Below are 13,527 nucleotides of genomic sequence, written 5' to 3' on the forward strand. Positions count from 1 at the left end.
CCCGGTCGGGGCGGTCGTAGCGTTGCGTCATGACCACTGTTGACGAAACGGCTTATGAATACCGGACCGCCCGTCCCGAGGACGCCGAGGCCATCGAGGCACTCGACGGCTCTTTCACCACCAGCACTGTCTTTCAGGTGGCCGTTGCCGACGACGGGTTCACGTTCAGGGAGGTCCCTGTGGACCCGCCGCTGACCAAGGTCTTCCCCGAGGAGGAGTCCGACGGCGGCGACGAGGACGGCGCAGACGGCAAGGAGTCGGGCAGCCGTACCGTCGTCGCCGTCGGCGCCGGCGGTGAGTTGGCCGGCTTCACCGCCGTTTCCTACTCTCCCTGGAACGGCCGGCTCACCATCGAGGACATCGAGGTCGCCCCGGGCCATCGGGGCCGTGGTGTGGGGCGCGCGCTGATGGGGCACGCTGTCGCATTCGCCCGCGAGTGCGGTGCCGGGCACGTCTGGCTGGAAGTCACCAACATCAACGCCCCGGCGATCCACGCCTATCAGCGGATGGGCTTCGCCTTCTGCGGACTGGACACGGCGCTGTACGAGGGCACCGCATCCGAGGGCGAGAAGGCGATCTACATGAGCATGCCCTGTCCCTGAGCCGCGAGCAGACGACTGACCGCGGGTGCGGATCCGTCGCACGGTGCGACGGTCACCGTCAGCAGCCAGGCGGCGGCGCCCCCTGGCCCCGCGGCCGGTGCGTACCACTCCACGCGTGCGTCCAGCAGCCGGTCACCGGCCGCGGACCGTTCGGCGTGCCAGCGTTTGAACGGTTCGCTCCGCCATACCGTGAGCGGAACCGCCCGCTCGCCGCCGGTACGGCAGGACCCCTGTCCCACCGCGCGCAGGGCCGCACCCACCGCTGCCGGGACAGTGCGCTCCACCGGCACCCCGAGGGCGTCGGCGAAGTGCAGGAGGTACGCCATGCGTTCGGCCTGCGGCGGCGCCCCGAGCACCGCCCGTCCCGAGTCGCACCAGGCCCCCCATTTGATGTTGGAGACGAGCCCGGGCAGCCGGGTCATGTCCCGGGGGATCCAGAAGAGGACGACGTCCGAACGGCGCATGGCCTCCTCCTCCCAGGCGATCTGGTCCGGATATGCCGGGTAGGCGCTGCCGGGAGCGGGCTCGGGAAGGAACACCGTGAGCAGCCCCATGCCGTGCCATGCCGTGCGGAGAGCCGTGACGGCGTCCGGGCGCCAGGAGGGAACCGCGGGGTCGGTGGGGGTGGGCCCGCACAGGTACACGGCCGCCGCCCAGGTGGTGGGCGGCCGCTGACCGACGTACACGACCTGAACGGCGTCGTCGGCGGGCTCGCCGGGTACGGCGGGCACGGCAGGCAGGGCGGCTGCGGAGTCAGCGGGCACGGGACGCTCCAGGATCGGTTGCGGGAAGAGAGGCGAGGAAGTCCAGCAGGAGGCTGTTGAAGGGCTCGGGCCGTTCCAGGAACCCGAGGTGACCGGCGTCCGGCAGCTGCGCGTACCGGGCGCCAGGGATCGCCGCGGCCACCTCCCGGCCCAGCGGGGCCGGCGCCAGTACGTCGTCGGCGAAGCCCACCACCAGAACGGGCACGGAGATGCGGGCACAGTCGGCCAGCCGGTCACGGACCGGCGTCCTGGGGCGGTGGAGCGCCTTGGCGGATGTGCCCGTGAGCGCGGCCAGTTCGAACAAGTCGAGCCATTCTGCCGCCGCGCTCTCGTCGGCGAGGGTCCTGGGGGAGAGGTTCTGCACCAGGCGCACGAACGCCTCGTGTGCCGGCGGGAGCCGGACGCCCGTCTTCGCGCAGGCGTTCTCGGCCCGTGCCAGCGCCTCGCCGACCGGATCGGGACGGCCACGGGTCGCGGCCAGTACCGCGCCGCTCGCCAGGTGTGGATCGGTGAGGAGCAACTCCTGCACGGCCAGGGCCCCGAGAGAGTGGCCGACCAGTGGACACGGCGGCAGCCCCAGGGCGGTGACGAGATGCCGCACCGTGTCGGCGAGTTCCACGGCAGCGGCCCCGGCGGGGCCCTGGTCGAAGGTGATCACCTGACGGCCCGCCGCTGTCAGCGCGGGTACCTGGTGGTGTTCCCAGACCCGGCCCGTGCCTCCCGCGCCGGCGACCAGGAGCACGGGCTCCCCGGCGCCGTGCACGGTGTACGCCGGACCGCCGGGTGTCCGTCCCGTCTTCCGCGAGGTGTCAGCCGCGTCCGCCGTCCCTGCCGTCCCTGCCGTATCTGTCGCGTCCGCCGCGTCCGCCGCGTCCGCCGTATCTGTCGCGTCCGTCGGGCCCGTCGGGCCCGTCGGGCCCGTCACGAGGCCATCCTGCCCAGCGCCGTCTCCACCCAGGCCGGGCGGCCGGTGTCCAGGCCGCGCAGCGCCACGTGGATCCAGATGAAGGAGGCACGGGCCAGGATGTGCGACCGCATGCCGTGGCGGACCTCGCCGCCCGCCGACCGGTAGGCGTCCAGGAGCCGGTCGAGCACATCGGGGCCCCCGGCGTAGAGCATGTCGGTGAAGTCGGCGGCGGGATCCCCCACACCCGCGTTCGCCCAGTCCAGCAACCCCGACAGGACCGGCGGCCCGGTCCGCGGGCTCATGACGAGGGTGTGCCCGGGATGCACGTCGCCGTGGACGAGTACCAGCCGGCCGGGCCACATGCCGTCGTCGTCCAGCCAGGCCCGCCAGCGCCGCAGCCGGCTAGCGGGCAGCCGCAGCTCGGTCCGGGCCCGGGCCAGCTTCTCCGCGATACCGGTGCGCACCGTCTCTGGATCGGTCGGCTCCGCCATGCCGTCCAGGGGAGTGGAGTGCACCGCGACCAGGGTCCGGGCCAGCGGCTCCAGATAGTGGTCCGGACGGGTCAGGGGGTTGATCCACCAGTTGTATTCCAGGGTGTCCGGATCCTCGCTGCCCGCCGGTTCCCCAGGAAGGCGGGGATACGCGACCAGGTACGGGGTGTGCAGCCGCCAGTCCGGCACCGGCACCGGAATCCGGTCGCGTACGGCGGCCAGCACGACGCCCTCCGCGGCCAGTAGCTCCGAGGCCTCGGGCCGTCGCGGCTGCCGCAGGATCCACGGGGTGCCGTCGGTAGCACGGACATGCGTGACGTGGAAGTCCCAGCCGGTGTCGTCGGCTCGTGCCGACGCCGGCTCGAGTGTCACGCCCAGCCGCCGCGAGGCGTACGCGGCCAGCGCCGCGAGCCCGGCGCCAGGCGTACCGACCGGCGTTCGGCCGGAGGCCGCGGCGCTCATCGGGGCGCCGCCGTGGCGTCCAGGTTCCGGTCCCGGGTCGCGTTCCGGTCCACCTTGCCGGTACGGGTCTGCTCCAGCGCCTCGACCGGAACGATCAGGCTCGGTATCAGATGCGGCGGCGCGGTCCGCGCCAGTCCTTCCCGGATCCCCGTGGCGATCTCGTCGGGCTCGCGGTGCGGCAGGGCTACGAAGAACGCTGCCAGTACGCCGTGTTCGGTACGGTCCACCCTGGCGGCCGCGACCGCCGCCACCCCCTCGCACCGCCCGATCAGCGCCTCGACATCCAGCAGGTCCACCCGGAAGCCGCGGATCTTGACCTGGTGGTCGGAGCGTCCCCGGAACACCAGGATGCCGCCCGGCGCCTCGGTGACGAGGTCCCCGGTGCGGTACCAGCGGGTGCCGTCCCGTTCCGCGAAACGGGCGGACGTCGCTCCGGGGTTGCCGTGGTAGCCCAGCGCCAGCCCCGGTCCGGCTATGGACAACTCACCTCTGTCGTCCACCCGTTGGCGGACATGTGGCAGAGGATGCCCGATGGGCAGGTCCAGGCCCGTGCCCGGCAGCGCGGGTGCGCCCGGACCGGCCAGCTGTGCGGCGTGCGTGACCAGCGCGGTCTCCGTCGAGCCGTAGGTGTTGAGCAGCCGCACCCCGTCCGTGCCGGGCAGCCGGCGCCACCGCTCCAGCATGTCGGCGCGCACCGCCTCCCCACCGATCACCACGGTCCGCAGGGACTCGGGGAGCCGGGCGCCCTGGTGCAGCAGATCCCCCGTCAGACTGCTCCAGAACCCGGTCGGCAATACCGCGACCGAGACCTGCTGTTCCTCCGCGACCCGCGCGAACCCCTCCGGCGCCGCGTCGTCGATGACGAGGGTGGCGCCGCCCGTCAGGGCCGGCAGGATCTCCTCCAGACTGGTGTCGCCTCCCGCCCCGTGGAAGTGCAGCACCGTTTCCTCCGGGTCGATGCCGTACAGGTCGCGCAGCAGCGGTACCACGGCGGCCGGTGCCCTGTGCGGCACCACGACCCCCTTGGGCTCTCCCGTGGAGCCCGAGGTGAACAGCATGTACGCCGGGTCCTCGGGCCGGGCACCGGACTCCGGGAGCGTGCCTTGCAGCACCGTTGTCACCGGGGTCTGCGCCCAGCGAGGCCGGATCACCGTCTCGACGGGTGGCTGCCACCCGGTCTCGGCGGTCGCCACGGCCTCTCGGCAGCCGGCCAGCGCCAGGACCGACTCAAGCCGGGCCTCGGGGTGGCCGGCCTCCAGCGGCACGTACGCCCGCCCGGTGGCCAGCACGCCCAGGATCGCCGCCACGTCCCGGGCCGTGTGGTGCACGACGATCCCCACGGGCGGCTGCGGGTCCACCGTGCGCGGCGCGACGGCCCCGGCCACGGCCAGCGCCCAGGCGGCGAGGGTGCCGTAGCCGATGACGAGCCCGTTGTCGACCACGGCGGGGCGGGCCGGGTCGGCGCGTGCTGTCTCGAAAAAGGGGTCCAAGAAACGGACTTCGGGATACTGCATTGTGAATTTCCTCGTCCTGATGGAATATTGGCGGGTGCGTATTGTTGTGGAACACGATCTGAAAATACCCGTACGTGACGGCGTGTTATTGAGTGCCGATCTCTATCGCCCGGAGACCGCCGAAGCGGTGCCTGTGCTCATCCGCCGTACGCCCTACGGGAAATCGGGGAGCCCGGGCGGAGCGTCCGTCGACGGCCTGCGGCTGGTGCGGTCCGGATACGCCCTGCTGGTGCAGGACGTGCGCGGCCGGTTTTCCTCCGGCGGCACCTTCGAGCCGTACTGGAACGAGGCCGCGGACGGCGCGGACACCGTCGCCTGGGCGGTGCGACAGCCGTGGTGCGACGGCTCGGCGGGCCTGTTCGGCCGCTCCTACGAGGCCATGGCCGCGCTGCTCGCGGCGGCCGAGCGGCCGCCCGGCCTGGCCGCCGTCGCGCCTCACGTGGGCGGTTCCGGATTCGACGAGGGCTGGACGCGCCAGGGCGGCGCATTCCAACTGGGCTTCGTCCTCTACTGGGTGCTCTACGACCTGCTGCTCGGCGGGGCCGGGCTGGCCGGTCCCGACCTCGCCGACGTGTCCGCGGCGGTCGACCGGATCGACGACCTCTACCGGAACCCCGACGCCGCCGCGGACCTCCTGGACCGGCACGCCCCGTACTACCGGGAATGGCGCGAGCACCCCGGCGGCGACCCGTACTGGCGGCGCGCCGCTCCCCGCGAGTCGTATCCGGCGATAAACGTTCCGGTGCTCAATCTGACGGGCTGGTACGACATATTCCTCGCCGGTGCCCTGGAGAATTACCGGGGAATCAGGGAACAAGGCGTGGAGACTGCTCTGGTGGTCGGCCCCTGGTCCCATTGCGTCACCGGCGGGGTATTTCCCCAGCGCCACTACGGGCTGGCCGCCGACGAACAGCACCTCGATGTGACCGGACTGCACTTGGGCCATTTCGACCGCCATGTGCGCCGACGGGGGAGTGGTGCGGCCCCCGATCCGGTGAAGCTCTTTCTCACCGGCACCGACGAGTGGCGCACCTTCCCCGACTGGCCGGTTCCCGGCACCGTGGAGTACGTCCTCCAGCTGGACGGCCGCGGCCTGACGCCCGGTCCGGCCGGTCCGCCCGGCACGGCCCCAACGGCGTCCGGCAGCGCGCGGATCCACCACGACCCGGCCGACCCGGTGCCCTCCACCGGCGGCGCGACCGCTCTGCCCGGCCAGTTCACCGGCGGCGACTGCGGCCCGCTCGACCAGCGCGATGTGGAGCGGCGCGCCGACGTGCTGTGCTTCACCGGCGCCCCGCTCACCAGCCCGCTGACCATCATCGGCGACACGGCCTTGACGGTGTTCGTCACCCCGGACCCCGCTGGAGCCGATGTGACGGGCAAACTCGTCGACGTCCACCCGGACGGCCGGGCGGAGTTGCTGTGCGACGGCATCCTCCGGCTGGAGCCCGCAGAGCCCGCAGAGCCCGCAGAGCCCGCAGAGCCCGCAGAGCCCGCAGGGGGCGCGGTGGACGCGGCGGGCCCGCGAGGCACCGGCGGGCCGAGGGCCGGCACGGCACCGGCCCCCGGCGCGCCGGTCGAGGTCACGGTCCGGCTCGGCGCGATCGGCCATGTGTTCCGCTCGGGCCACCGGATCCGGCTGGAGATCGCGGGCAGCAACACGCCGCGCTTCGACGTCCATCCCCCGGTGGTCGCGCATCACACAGTCCACTACGGCGGTGACCACCCCTCACGCCTGCTGCTGCCGAGACTCGTCGGCGGCTGACCTGACGTCCGGGCCGGCGGCATCCGGGTGGAAGACCGACAGATCGGCCACCCTTTCGATCCGCCGGCCCGCCTCCCAGTGCGCCCGCCGCAGCCGCCGCATCTGGGCCTTGGTCAGGCGGGTGCTGTGCTGCGGGATCGACCGCACCATCCGGGTCCGCTTCGCCGAGACCGGGTAGCGGTCGCGCACCTCGTACGGGTCGTTCAGCAGGTGGTGCACGGTGCCCGTGTGGAAGGCGGCCTTCAGCAGTCCGTAATAGGCGGCCGCGCCCACGCCCTTCACGCGGGCGCACTGAGCCAGTGTCCTGGACGCCTCGAACAGCCGCCACACCACCGGTACTGCCGGCGTGGTGAACACGCCCGTCTCCTGGGCGATGCCCTCACCGACGCCGTAGCGGAAGTAGCTGCGCATGTTCGCGAAGCCGTGCTGCGCGTCGTGGAAGATCCGGGCCTCGGGCAGGTACACCACGGGGATACCGGCCAGCTGGAGCCGGAAGTCGAACTCCCGGTCCTCGCACCAGTGGATGAGCTCGTCGAAGTGGTAGCCGCCGATGTGGCCGACGATCTCGCGGTTGTAGATCAGCGGCGGGGACAGGGCGCTGATGTAGTCCCCCTCGTCGAACTCCCTTACGCGAGCGGTCAGCTTGCTGAGAACACCGTCCGACTCGCCGTACACCACCTGCCCCTTGACCACCGGGGCGGTGAGGACCGCACGGACCATGGCCCGGACCACGCCCGGGGCGAAGACGCAGTCGGAGTCCATCAGCAGCAGGTACTGCCGGTCGGTGGCAGCGGCCCCCGCGTTGTAGGCCGCGCCCAGGTTGCCCACGTCGTCGATCTCGGTGACCGTCAGCGGCCGCGGGTGGTCGGCGATCAGTTTCAGCACCGCGTCGCTGGGTCCGTTGAGCGCCAGGACGATCTCGACGTCCTCGTCGATCGACGCGATGCAGTCGGCGATCCGCAGGTCGTCGCGCAGAGCGATGACCACGCTGGTCCGGGCGACGCCCTTGTCGACCACGGCCTCGTCCACCGGGTCGTTCGCCATTCCGTTCTCCCTCGTCTCGGTCGTGTCACTGCGGTGTGCGCCCTCCGCGCGGGCCGTATGGCCCGCGCGGAGGGACTGGTGTGACCAGTGCGCTCGGCGCGATGGTGCCGCCCGGCGCGGTGGGTGGATCGCGGTCAGCCGGCCGCGTCCTTGAACCGCAGCGGCAGCGCTCGCAGCGTGCGCTCGGCGATCGCCTCGGCCGCCGCCTGCTCCGTGGCGTACGCGATCACGCCTGCGAGGACGTCGGACCCGCCGCGGTACGGCGGCACCACGGTGCCGGGCGCCAGCTCGGTGCCCCAGAACACGTCGTGCACCCCGGGCCGGCGGGTGACGTGCCATGGGTCGCCGACCCACTCCACCACCCCGCCGTCAGCCGGCAGGAAACGCTGGACCGCCGCCCGGCTGCGCGTCGGCTCCAGCTCGGCCAGTTCCAAGGGCCGGCCCAGCGCCAGCCGGACCACGTTGGGCAGCGGGTCCACTCCCGTGGCCAGCCGCATCACCTCGGTGGCGATCCGGGAGCCGGTGAGCCGGCAGGTGATCTCCAGGAGCACCACCCGGCCGTCGTGCGTGCGCAGGATGTCGGTGTTGATCACCGCCGGGTCCAGGCGCAGGGCGCGCGCCCCGCGCCGTACCGTGTCGGTGATCTCCTCGATCTGCTCGGCGGTGAGCCGGCTGGGAAGCGTGTCGCCGCCCTCGAAGAAGTGCGGGGCGAACTCCTCCTTGCGCCCGTACTCCCGGTCGGCGAAACCGAACCGGCGCAGCTCGCCGTCGACCATGAACGCCGCCAGCGTGTGCTCGGTGCCCTCCAGGAACTCCTCGATCACGATCCGCCCGGCAGGGCTGAGCCGCAGCGCCTCCTCGGCCAGCTCGCGCACCCGGTCGGGAGACTCCACCTTCAGCACGCCCAGCGACCCGGTCTGGTCACAGGGTTTGATCACCGCCGGAAGCCCGATCTGAGCCACCGCCTGGACCGCCTCGCCCACGCTCTCCGCGGTGGCGAAGGTGGGCACATCGAGCCATGCCCTGCGCAGGATCGCCAGCCGACGGTCCTTGAGCGTGCAGTTGAGCGCCGTCTCCATGGGCAGACCCGGGCAGCCGAACCGGTGCGCGAGTGCGCTGATGACCGGGGGGTTGTCGGCGCCCAGTGAGAACACCCCGTCGATGCGGTCGATGCCTGCCGCCGACAGCTCCGCGAGGACCGCCACGGCGTCGTCCGGGTCGCACACCAGCAGGACGTCCGCGGCCGCCCGCGCCCGCTCCGTAGGGGTGTCCGTCACCACGATCAGCTCCAGCCGGGGCGAGCGCAGTTCGGCGAGCGAGCGGTCCATGCCGGTGCCGACCCCGCAGACCAGTAGCCGGTCAGCCACGGCGGCCTCCCTCCGGGCCGGAGGCGGGCGGGAGGCGCAGGCTCAGCACCTGGAAGACCTCCGCGTCCCCCGAACCGGCCGACACAGCGCCTCGGTAGCGGGCCAGCCCTCGGATGCCCTCGTCCCAGGCGGCGTGCCGCAGCTGGGAGACGTACGCGCGCATCGCCTCCACCTTCGTATGGATGTGTTCGCCTATGTCCTCGGCGTACTGGTACCGGGCCATCGGCGACCACACCTCGTAACCGAGCACCAGCCGGGGCGCCGGCATCGGACACTCGCCGGCCTCCTGGAAGAACTCCGACTGCGCCATCCACAGCGCCTCGGTGGTCAGCCGGTGCACCATGCGGTGCTCGACGTCGTCGTCGTTGTCGTGCGGCAGATAGACCACCTGCGGCCGCACCTCGCGCAGCACCCGTACGAGGTCCAGGTGGATCCGGCGGGACAGAGCGAAGTCCCGGGAGGACTCGTCGAACCGGACACAGCGGTGCACACCCAGGATCTTGGCGGCGTTCTCCGTCTCCGCGGCGAACTCGGCTTCGGTGACGGCGTCGTCGAGGGCGCTGCGCTCGCGCCCGATGACGACGACCACCGTCACTCGGGCGCCTTCGCGGACGTGCTTGGCCATGGACCCGCCGCAGCCGATGACGTCGTCGTCGGGGTGCGGTGCCACCACCAGCACATCGGTGACCCCGGTCATGCCCCCGCCTTCGGAAGGTGCCCGGCCCAGTCGGCCCACTGCCTGGTCAGTGCGATGCCCTCCGCGAAGGACGTGCGCGCGGTGAAGCCGAGCATGTGCCGGGCCTTGTCGTACTGGGCGCGGGCGGCCGAGCGGTACAGCTCCAGCTCCCAGTCCGGCACCGGGTCTCCGGCGGACTGCGCACGCGGCCCGCCCAGGCCGCGCAGGGAGCGGATCGCGTCGAAGTAGCCGCCCCAGCCGAGCGGTTCGCCGTTGCCGACGAGGAAGCGCTGGCCGGCGGCCGCTTCGGCCTCGATGGCCAGGAGGACCGCGTCCGTCAGGTCGTCGACGTACACGGCGTTGCACACGCCGGTCCCACCGCCCGCCGGGAGTGCGGCGAAGTCCCCCTCCGGACGCTGCAGCTGGGCGGTGGTCCACTGTCCGCCCCACGGGCCGTAGACCACGCCGGGCTGGAGCACAACGGTCTCCAGGCCGAGGCCGTGGGCATCGAGGACCAGCCGCTCGGCCGCCAGCTTCTGCTGCTCGTACTCGCGGTCGGCGGGGTCCGCCGGACGGGCCGGTGACTCCTCGGTCAGCTCACCGGTGACGGTGGGGTCGTAGACGTCGACGGTGCTCAGGTGCACCACCCTCCGGACTCCGGCGGCGCGGGCGGCGGCCAGCACGCCGGCGGTGCCCTCGACGGACATCGCCCAGCGTTCCGCTTCGGTGCCTGTGTTGCCGAAGGCGCAGTGCACGACGGTGTCGCAGCCCTCGAAGGCCGCTCGCAGTCCGTTGGTGTCCAGCAGGTCCGCCTGGCGGAACTCCAGCCGCTCCTGGGGCAGTACGGACAGCCGCGCGGCCCGGCCGAATCCGCGGACCACCGGCCGGACGCGGGCCTGGGTGCCGAGGATCAGCCGCTCGACGAGCCGGCCGCCTATGAAGCCGCTCGCGCCGGTGACGGCCACGGTACGGCCGGCGAGCGCGGGGCCGGCCTTCGCATCGTCGCCGCGCGTGGTCCACGGCTGCGGTGCGGAGCGCTCGTCGGCGGTGCCGCCGCCGTAGCAGTCCTGGATCAGTTCGACGACGCGTACGCCGTCCTCGGGGCCGGAGTGCACCGGGGCGCTGCCGCGGATGGCGGCGGCGAAGTTGACGAGCTGCTCCGTGAACAGCAGCTCCCACTCGTCCTGCGCAGGGGCCACCCCGTCCACGTCGCCGCGGTGCAGCTCCACGCCGTCCGCGGTGATCAGGCTGCACTCACCGGCCGGGAAGTCGGTGCCGATGGTGGCGGTCGCCTTGGTGCCGGTGACCTTGCAGGAGATGCCGAGATCACGCAGTCGGCTGAACTCGCAGTGCACGTCGACGGAGCCGAAGCGCAGGTGTGAGGAGGCGTCCGTCTCCACACCGCCCAGGGAGTTGTCCTCGTAGCGGACGACTTCCACATCGGGGCCGAGCCACCACAGCAGGGTGTCGAAGACGTGCGAGCCGGTGTCGGTGAGCACGCCGCCGCCCGCGAGCCGCCGGTCGAACATCGACCAGGTCACCGGCTCCCACGCGTACGGGTGGCCCTCCGCCCAGTCGACGCGCACCACTTCGCCGAGGTCGCCGCCGTCGATGAGCCGCTTGACCCAGGCGTAGGCGGGGAAGAGCCGCCGGGGGTGTGCCATGGCGAGCACCGGCGTGACGGCTCGGGCGGCGAGCCGCCGGGCATCCTCGGCGGAGGTGCTCATCGGCTTCTCCAGCAGCACGTGCTTGCCGGCGGCGAGGAGCGGCTCGACGGTCTGTGCGTGCAGGGTGTGCGGGACGACGACCACGGCGGCGTCAAAGGCGTCGGCGACCTCGGCCGGGTCGGTGGCGATCACCACCCGGTCGGCATCGGCGCCGCCGAGCTCGCGGTAGAGGTCGAGGGCGGCCCGGGCCTGGCGCGGGTCGCGGTCGATGAGCGCGGTCAGCTGCAGGTCCCCCACCAGCGGGGGCAGGGCGGGCACATGGCAGCCCCGGGCGGCTGCGCCGCACCCGACGATCGCGAGGCGTATGGGAGTCATGGTTCTCTCCAAGGGGTCGGAGAAGCGGATGGCCGTGACCGGGACGGTCAGGGCCCGTCCCGGTCACGGCGCGTGGTCGGCAGTGGCGGGGTGATGGACCCAGACGTTGGGCTCGGCGTATGTGCCGTATCCGTCCTCGGCGACGCGCAGCGGCACCAGGGCGCCGAGCAGCGGGTAGTCGCCCGGCCCGGGCAGCGGGTGGCCGAGGTATTCCTCCCAGCGGGCGACCGGCTGGCGGATCACCAGGGACCGCTCGGCGATGCCCAGCCGGCGGGCCCCCAGCCGCAGATGGGTGCGCAGCCACGGATCGAAGCTGCGGCCGTCGGGGAGGCGCCAGGCGGCGTACTCCTCCATGGGGATCAGCGGGTAGTGCGGTTTGCGGGTGGGCCGCACCGGGATGATCACGCCGCGAGGGGCGTGCTGCGCGGCCCGTCGCAGGGACTCGGTCAGCAGCCGTTCGGCGTGGCCGGCCGCCCGGTGTGCGGGATCGACGGACACCGACAGCATGCACACGGCGTCCGGGCGGTCCGGTGGGCCGTGGTCGACGGCCTCCACCAGGACCTCGTCGCTGCCGGACGGCAGCGACGAAGCGGCGCCGTCCCAGGCGACCGGCAGTCCGTTGGCCGCCGCCACCAACCGCCCGTTCCCGTCCAACAGGCAGAGCTGGTGGGCTGGATAGCGGTCGTACATGCCGTGCCAGCGCCAGTTGCCGGGGGACTCCCAGCTCATGAACTCAGGCATGTTGGCGCTGATCAGGTCATCCACCTCGGCCAGCAGCCACGGGTCCCGGGACAGATCGGTGAGGGTGAGGGACATGGTGCGCTCAGCCCAGCAGCCGGGTCGCGGCCGTGGCCCGCATCTCGCGGGAGCGCCGCAGATCGGCCGTCACACACACCCGCTTGAGCCAGCGGTCGGTGCCGTCGTAATGGGCCTTGAACGGGAGACGTCCGTGCACCGCGCGGTGGTTGTCGATGAACAGGACGTCGCCCTGGTCCGCGACGACCTCCCGCATCCCCGCGTCCACGAGCTTGTACAGCGCGTCGTAGGCGCGCCGGGCGTCGGTGTCGCCCTCCGGCACCGAGGTGAAGTACGGGTCGAGGCGCATGTACGGGTCCAGCCGCGAGCCGTAGAGCAGTGGGCCGAGCGGCCGCTCGTCGATCATCCGCTGGATGGTGGCGAACCGGGCCTCCTCTTCCTCGCCGGTGATCGTGTTGTTCTTCGGCAGATGGGACTCGTCGGGCGCGATGGAGAAGCGCGGTTCGAAGAGGATGTCGATGTCCTCGGCGGACAGCGAGGCCACGTCCAGCCCGCCGAGGGTGGTCGGCACACGGTCGGGATTGCGCAGCGCGCCGAGGATCAGGTAGTCGCTGCGGTAGGGGTGGAAGGCGTCCTCGGTGTGCCAGGTCAGCAGCTCTTTGCTGCCCATCCCGAGCTGGTCGTTCTCGTGCTGGCGGATGGGGAAGATGTCGTGCACGAGGTGGCCGTCCTGCTGGGTGGCCCACCCGAAGGGTTCGCCGAGCAGCGCCGCGTACAGCATCAGCAGAAGCTCCTCGGGGAACTCCGGGCCGGGCCGCTGACGCCCGCGCCAGTGGTCGGGGGTGGGGCCGATGCGCTGCTGGTCGAACTCGTGCCCCCGGATCACGGCGTGGCCCTCGTGGTCGGTCAGCTTGAACTCGCGCAGGAACCGCTGAACGCCCTCCGGCAGCCGTGCCGCGAGCCGCGGCGCGTCGCGCAGCAGTACGGGGTCGTTGAAGGACGGGTAGGAGTCAGTCAGTTCGAGGCTGAGCGCCGCGATCGCGGAGGCCTCTTCGGCCGTCAGGCTGTAGTCGGACGTGGACTGGTCGGTGAGGTTCGACATGCCAACTCTCGCTGAGTGGTTCGGGATGGTTGCTG

General features: G+C 72.3%; 12 protein-coding genes. 2 read left to right on the forward strand and 10 right to left on the reverse strand.

Features of this window, described 5'->3' with window-relative positions; all coding sequences use genetic code 11:
- Positions 1-29 precede the first annotated feature (29 nt).
- Positions 30-602 (forward strand): GNAT family N-acetyltransferase, encoded by a 573-nt coding sequence (locus KK483_RS27700; RefSeq protein ID WP_262007931.1) that lies wholly within the window; start codon positions 30-32, stop codon positions 600-602.
- Here KK483_RS27700 and KK483_RS27705 read toward each other — a convergent pair.
- Genes KK483_RS27705 through KK483_RS27720 form a run of 4 tightly spaced genes read right to left on the reverse strand, consistent with a single transcriptional unit; the run spans position 578 to position 4,716 of the window.
- Positions 578-1,366 carry a nucleoside 2-deoxyribosyltransferase domain-containing protein gene (locus tag KK483_RS27705; RefSeq protein ID WP_262007932.1) on the reverse strand — a complete coding sequence of 263 codons (789 nt, stop codon included), beginning with the start codon at positions 1,364-1,366 and terminating at the stop codon, positions 578-580. The two genes, KK483_RS27700 and KK483_RS27705, sit on opposite strands and share 25 nt — an antisense overlap.
- Positions 1,356-2,291, reverse strand: coding sequence for an alpha/beta fold hydrolase (locus KK483_RS27710; RefSeq protein WP_262007933.1), 936 nt, complete (start codon positions 2,289-2,291; stop codon positions 1,356-1,358). The genes KK483_RS27705 and KK483_RS27710 overlap by 11 nt, the downstream gene beginning before the upstream one ends.
- Positions 2,288-3,226, reverse strand: a complete 939-nt coding sequence (locus KK483_RS27715) for a macrolide 2'-phosphotransferase (RefSeq protein WP_262007934.1) — start codon at positions 3,224-3,226, stop codon at positions 2,288-2,290. The genes KK483_RS27710 and KK483_RS27715 overlap by 4 nt, the downstream gene beginning before the upstream one ends.
- The gene (locus KK483_RS27720) at positions 3,223-4,716 is read right to left on the reverse strand and encodes an AMP-binding protein (protein WP_262007935.1); all 1,494 of its coding nucleotides are present in this window, start codon (positions 4,714-4,716) and stop codon (positions 3,223-3,225) included. The genes KK483_RS27715 and KK483_RS27720 overlap by 4 nt, the downstream gene beginning before the upstream one ends.
- 43 nt (positions 4,717-4,759) lie before the next feature.
- Here KK483_RS27720 and KK483_RS27725 point away from each other — a divergent pair, with 43 nt between their 5' ends.
- Positions 4,760-6,505, forward strand: a complete 1,746-nt coding sequence (locus tag KK483_RS27725; protein WP_262009713.1) for a CocE/NonD family hydrolase — start codon at positions 4,760-4,762, stop codon at positions 6,503-6,505.
- On the opposite strand, the gene KK483_RS27730 is transcribed toward KK483_RS27725, so the two are convergent.
- The 6 genes from KK483_RS27730 to vioC all read right to left on the reverse strand — a co-directional run bounded on the left by KK483_RS27730 (position 6,470) and on the right by vioC (position 13,492).
- Complete coding sequence (locus KK483_RS27730; protein ID WP_262007936.1) at positions 6,470-7,549, reverse strand: glycosyltransferase family 2 protein; 1,080 nt, start codon at positions 7,547-7,549, stop codon at positions 6,470-6,472. The genes KK483_RS27725 and KK483_RS27730 overlap by 36 nt on opposite strands.
- 134 nt (positions 7,550-7,683) lie before the next feature.
- Positions 7,684-8,916 (reverse strand): acetyl-CoA carboxylase biotin carboxylase subunit family protein, encoded by a 1,233-nt coding sequence (locus tag KK483_RS27735; protein ID WP_262007937.1) that lies wholly within the window; start codon positions 8,914-8,916, stop codon positions 7,684-7,686.
- Positions 8,909-9,613 (reverse strand): PIG-L deacetylase family protein, encoded by a 705-nt coding sequence (locus KK483_RS27740; RefSeq protein ID WP_262007938.1) that lies wholly within the window; start codon positions 9,611-9,613, stop codon positions 8,909-8,911. Before KK483_RS27740 ends, KK483_RS27735 begins: the two co-directional genes overlap by 8 nt.
- Complete coding sequence (locus KK483_RS27745) at positions 9,610-11,634, reverse strand: NAD-dependent epimerase/dehydratase family protein (RefSeq protein ID WP_262007939.1); 2,025 nt, start codon at positions 11,632-11,634, stop codon at positions 9,610-9,612. The genes KK483_RS27740 and KK483_RS27745 overlap by 4 nt, the downstream gene beginning before the upstream one ends.
- Positions 11,635-11,697: 63 nt before the next feature.
- On the reverse strand, positions 11,698-12,450 hold the full coding sequence (locus KK483_RS27750; RefSeq protein ID WP_262007940.1) for a hypothetical protein: 753 nt from the start codon (positions 12,448-12,450) through the stop codon (positions 11,698-11,700).
- 7 nt (positions 12,451-12,457) lie between these two features.
- Positions 12,458-13,492 carry an arginine beta-hydroxylase, Fe(II)/alpha-ketoglutarate-dependent gene (vioC, locus tag KK483_RS27755; RefSeq protein WP_262007941.1) on the reverse strand — a complete coding sequence of 345 codons (1,035 nt, stop codon included), beginning with the start codon at positions 13,490-13,492 and terminating at the stop codon, positions 12,458-12,460.
- Between the last annotated feature and the right edge of the window lie 35 nt (positions 13,493-13,527).

The organism is Streptomyces sp. FIT100, assembly GCF_024584805.1.
Taxonomy (GTDB): Bacteria; Actinomycetota; Actinomycetes; order Streptomycetales; family Streptomycetaceae; genus Streptomyces.

Excerpts from the sequence above, each read along its gene's own strand:
- KK483_RS27725 (WP_262009713.1), top strand. The coding sequence starts at position 4,760 with ATGGAATATTGGCGGGTGCGTATTGTTGTGGAACACGATCTGAAAATA.
- KK483_RS27740 (WP_262007938.1), bottom strand. The coding sequence starts at position 9,613 with ATGACCGGGGTCACCGATGTGCTGGTGGTGGCACCGCACCCCGACGAC.
- KK483_RS27750 (WP_262007940.1), bottom strand. The coding sequence starts at position 12,450 with ATGTCCCTCACCCTCACCGATCTGTCCCGGGACCCGTGGCTGCTGGCC.
- vioC (WP_262007941.1), bottom strand. The coding sequence starts at position 13,492 with ATGTCGAACCTCACCGACCAGTCCACGTCCGACTACAGCCTGACGGCC.
- KK483_RS27730 (WP_262007936.1), bottom strand. The coding sequence starts at position 7,549 with ATGGCGAACGACCCGGTGGACGAGGCCGTGGTCGACAAGGGCGTCGCC.
- KK483_RS27700 (WP_262007931.1), top strand. The coding sequence starts at position 30 with ATGACCACTGTTGACGAAACGGCTTATGAATACCGGACCGCCCGTCCC.
- KK483_RS27745 (WP_262007939.1), bottom strand. The coding sequence starts at position 11,634 with ATGACTCCCATACGCCTCGCGATCGTCGGGTGCGGCGCAGCCGCCCGG.
- KK483_RS27715 (WP_262007934.1), bottom strand. The coding sequence starts at position 3,226 with ATGAGCGCCGCGGCCTCCGGCCGAACGCCGGTCGGTACGCCTGGCGCC.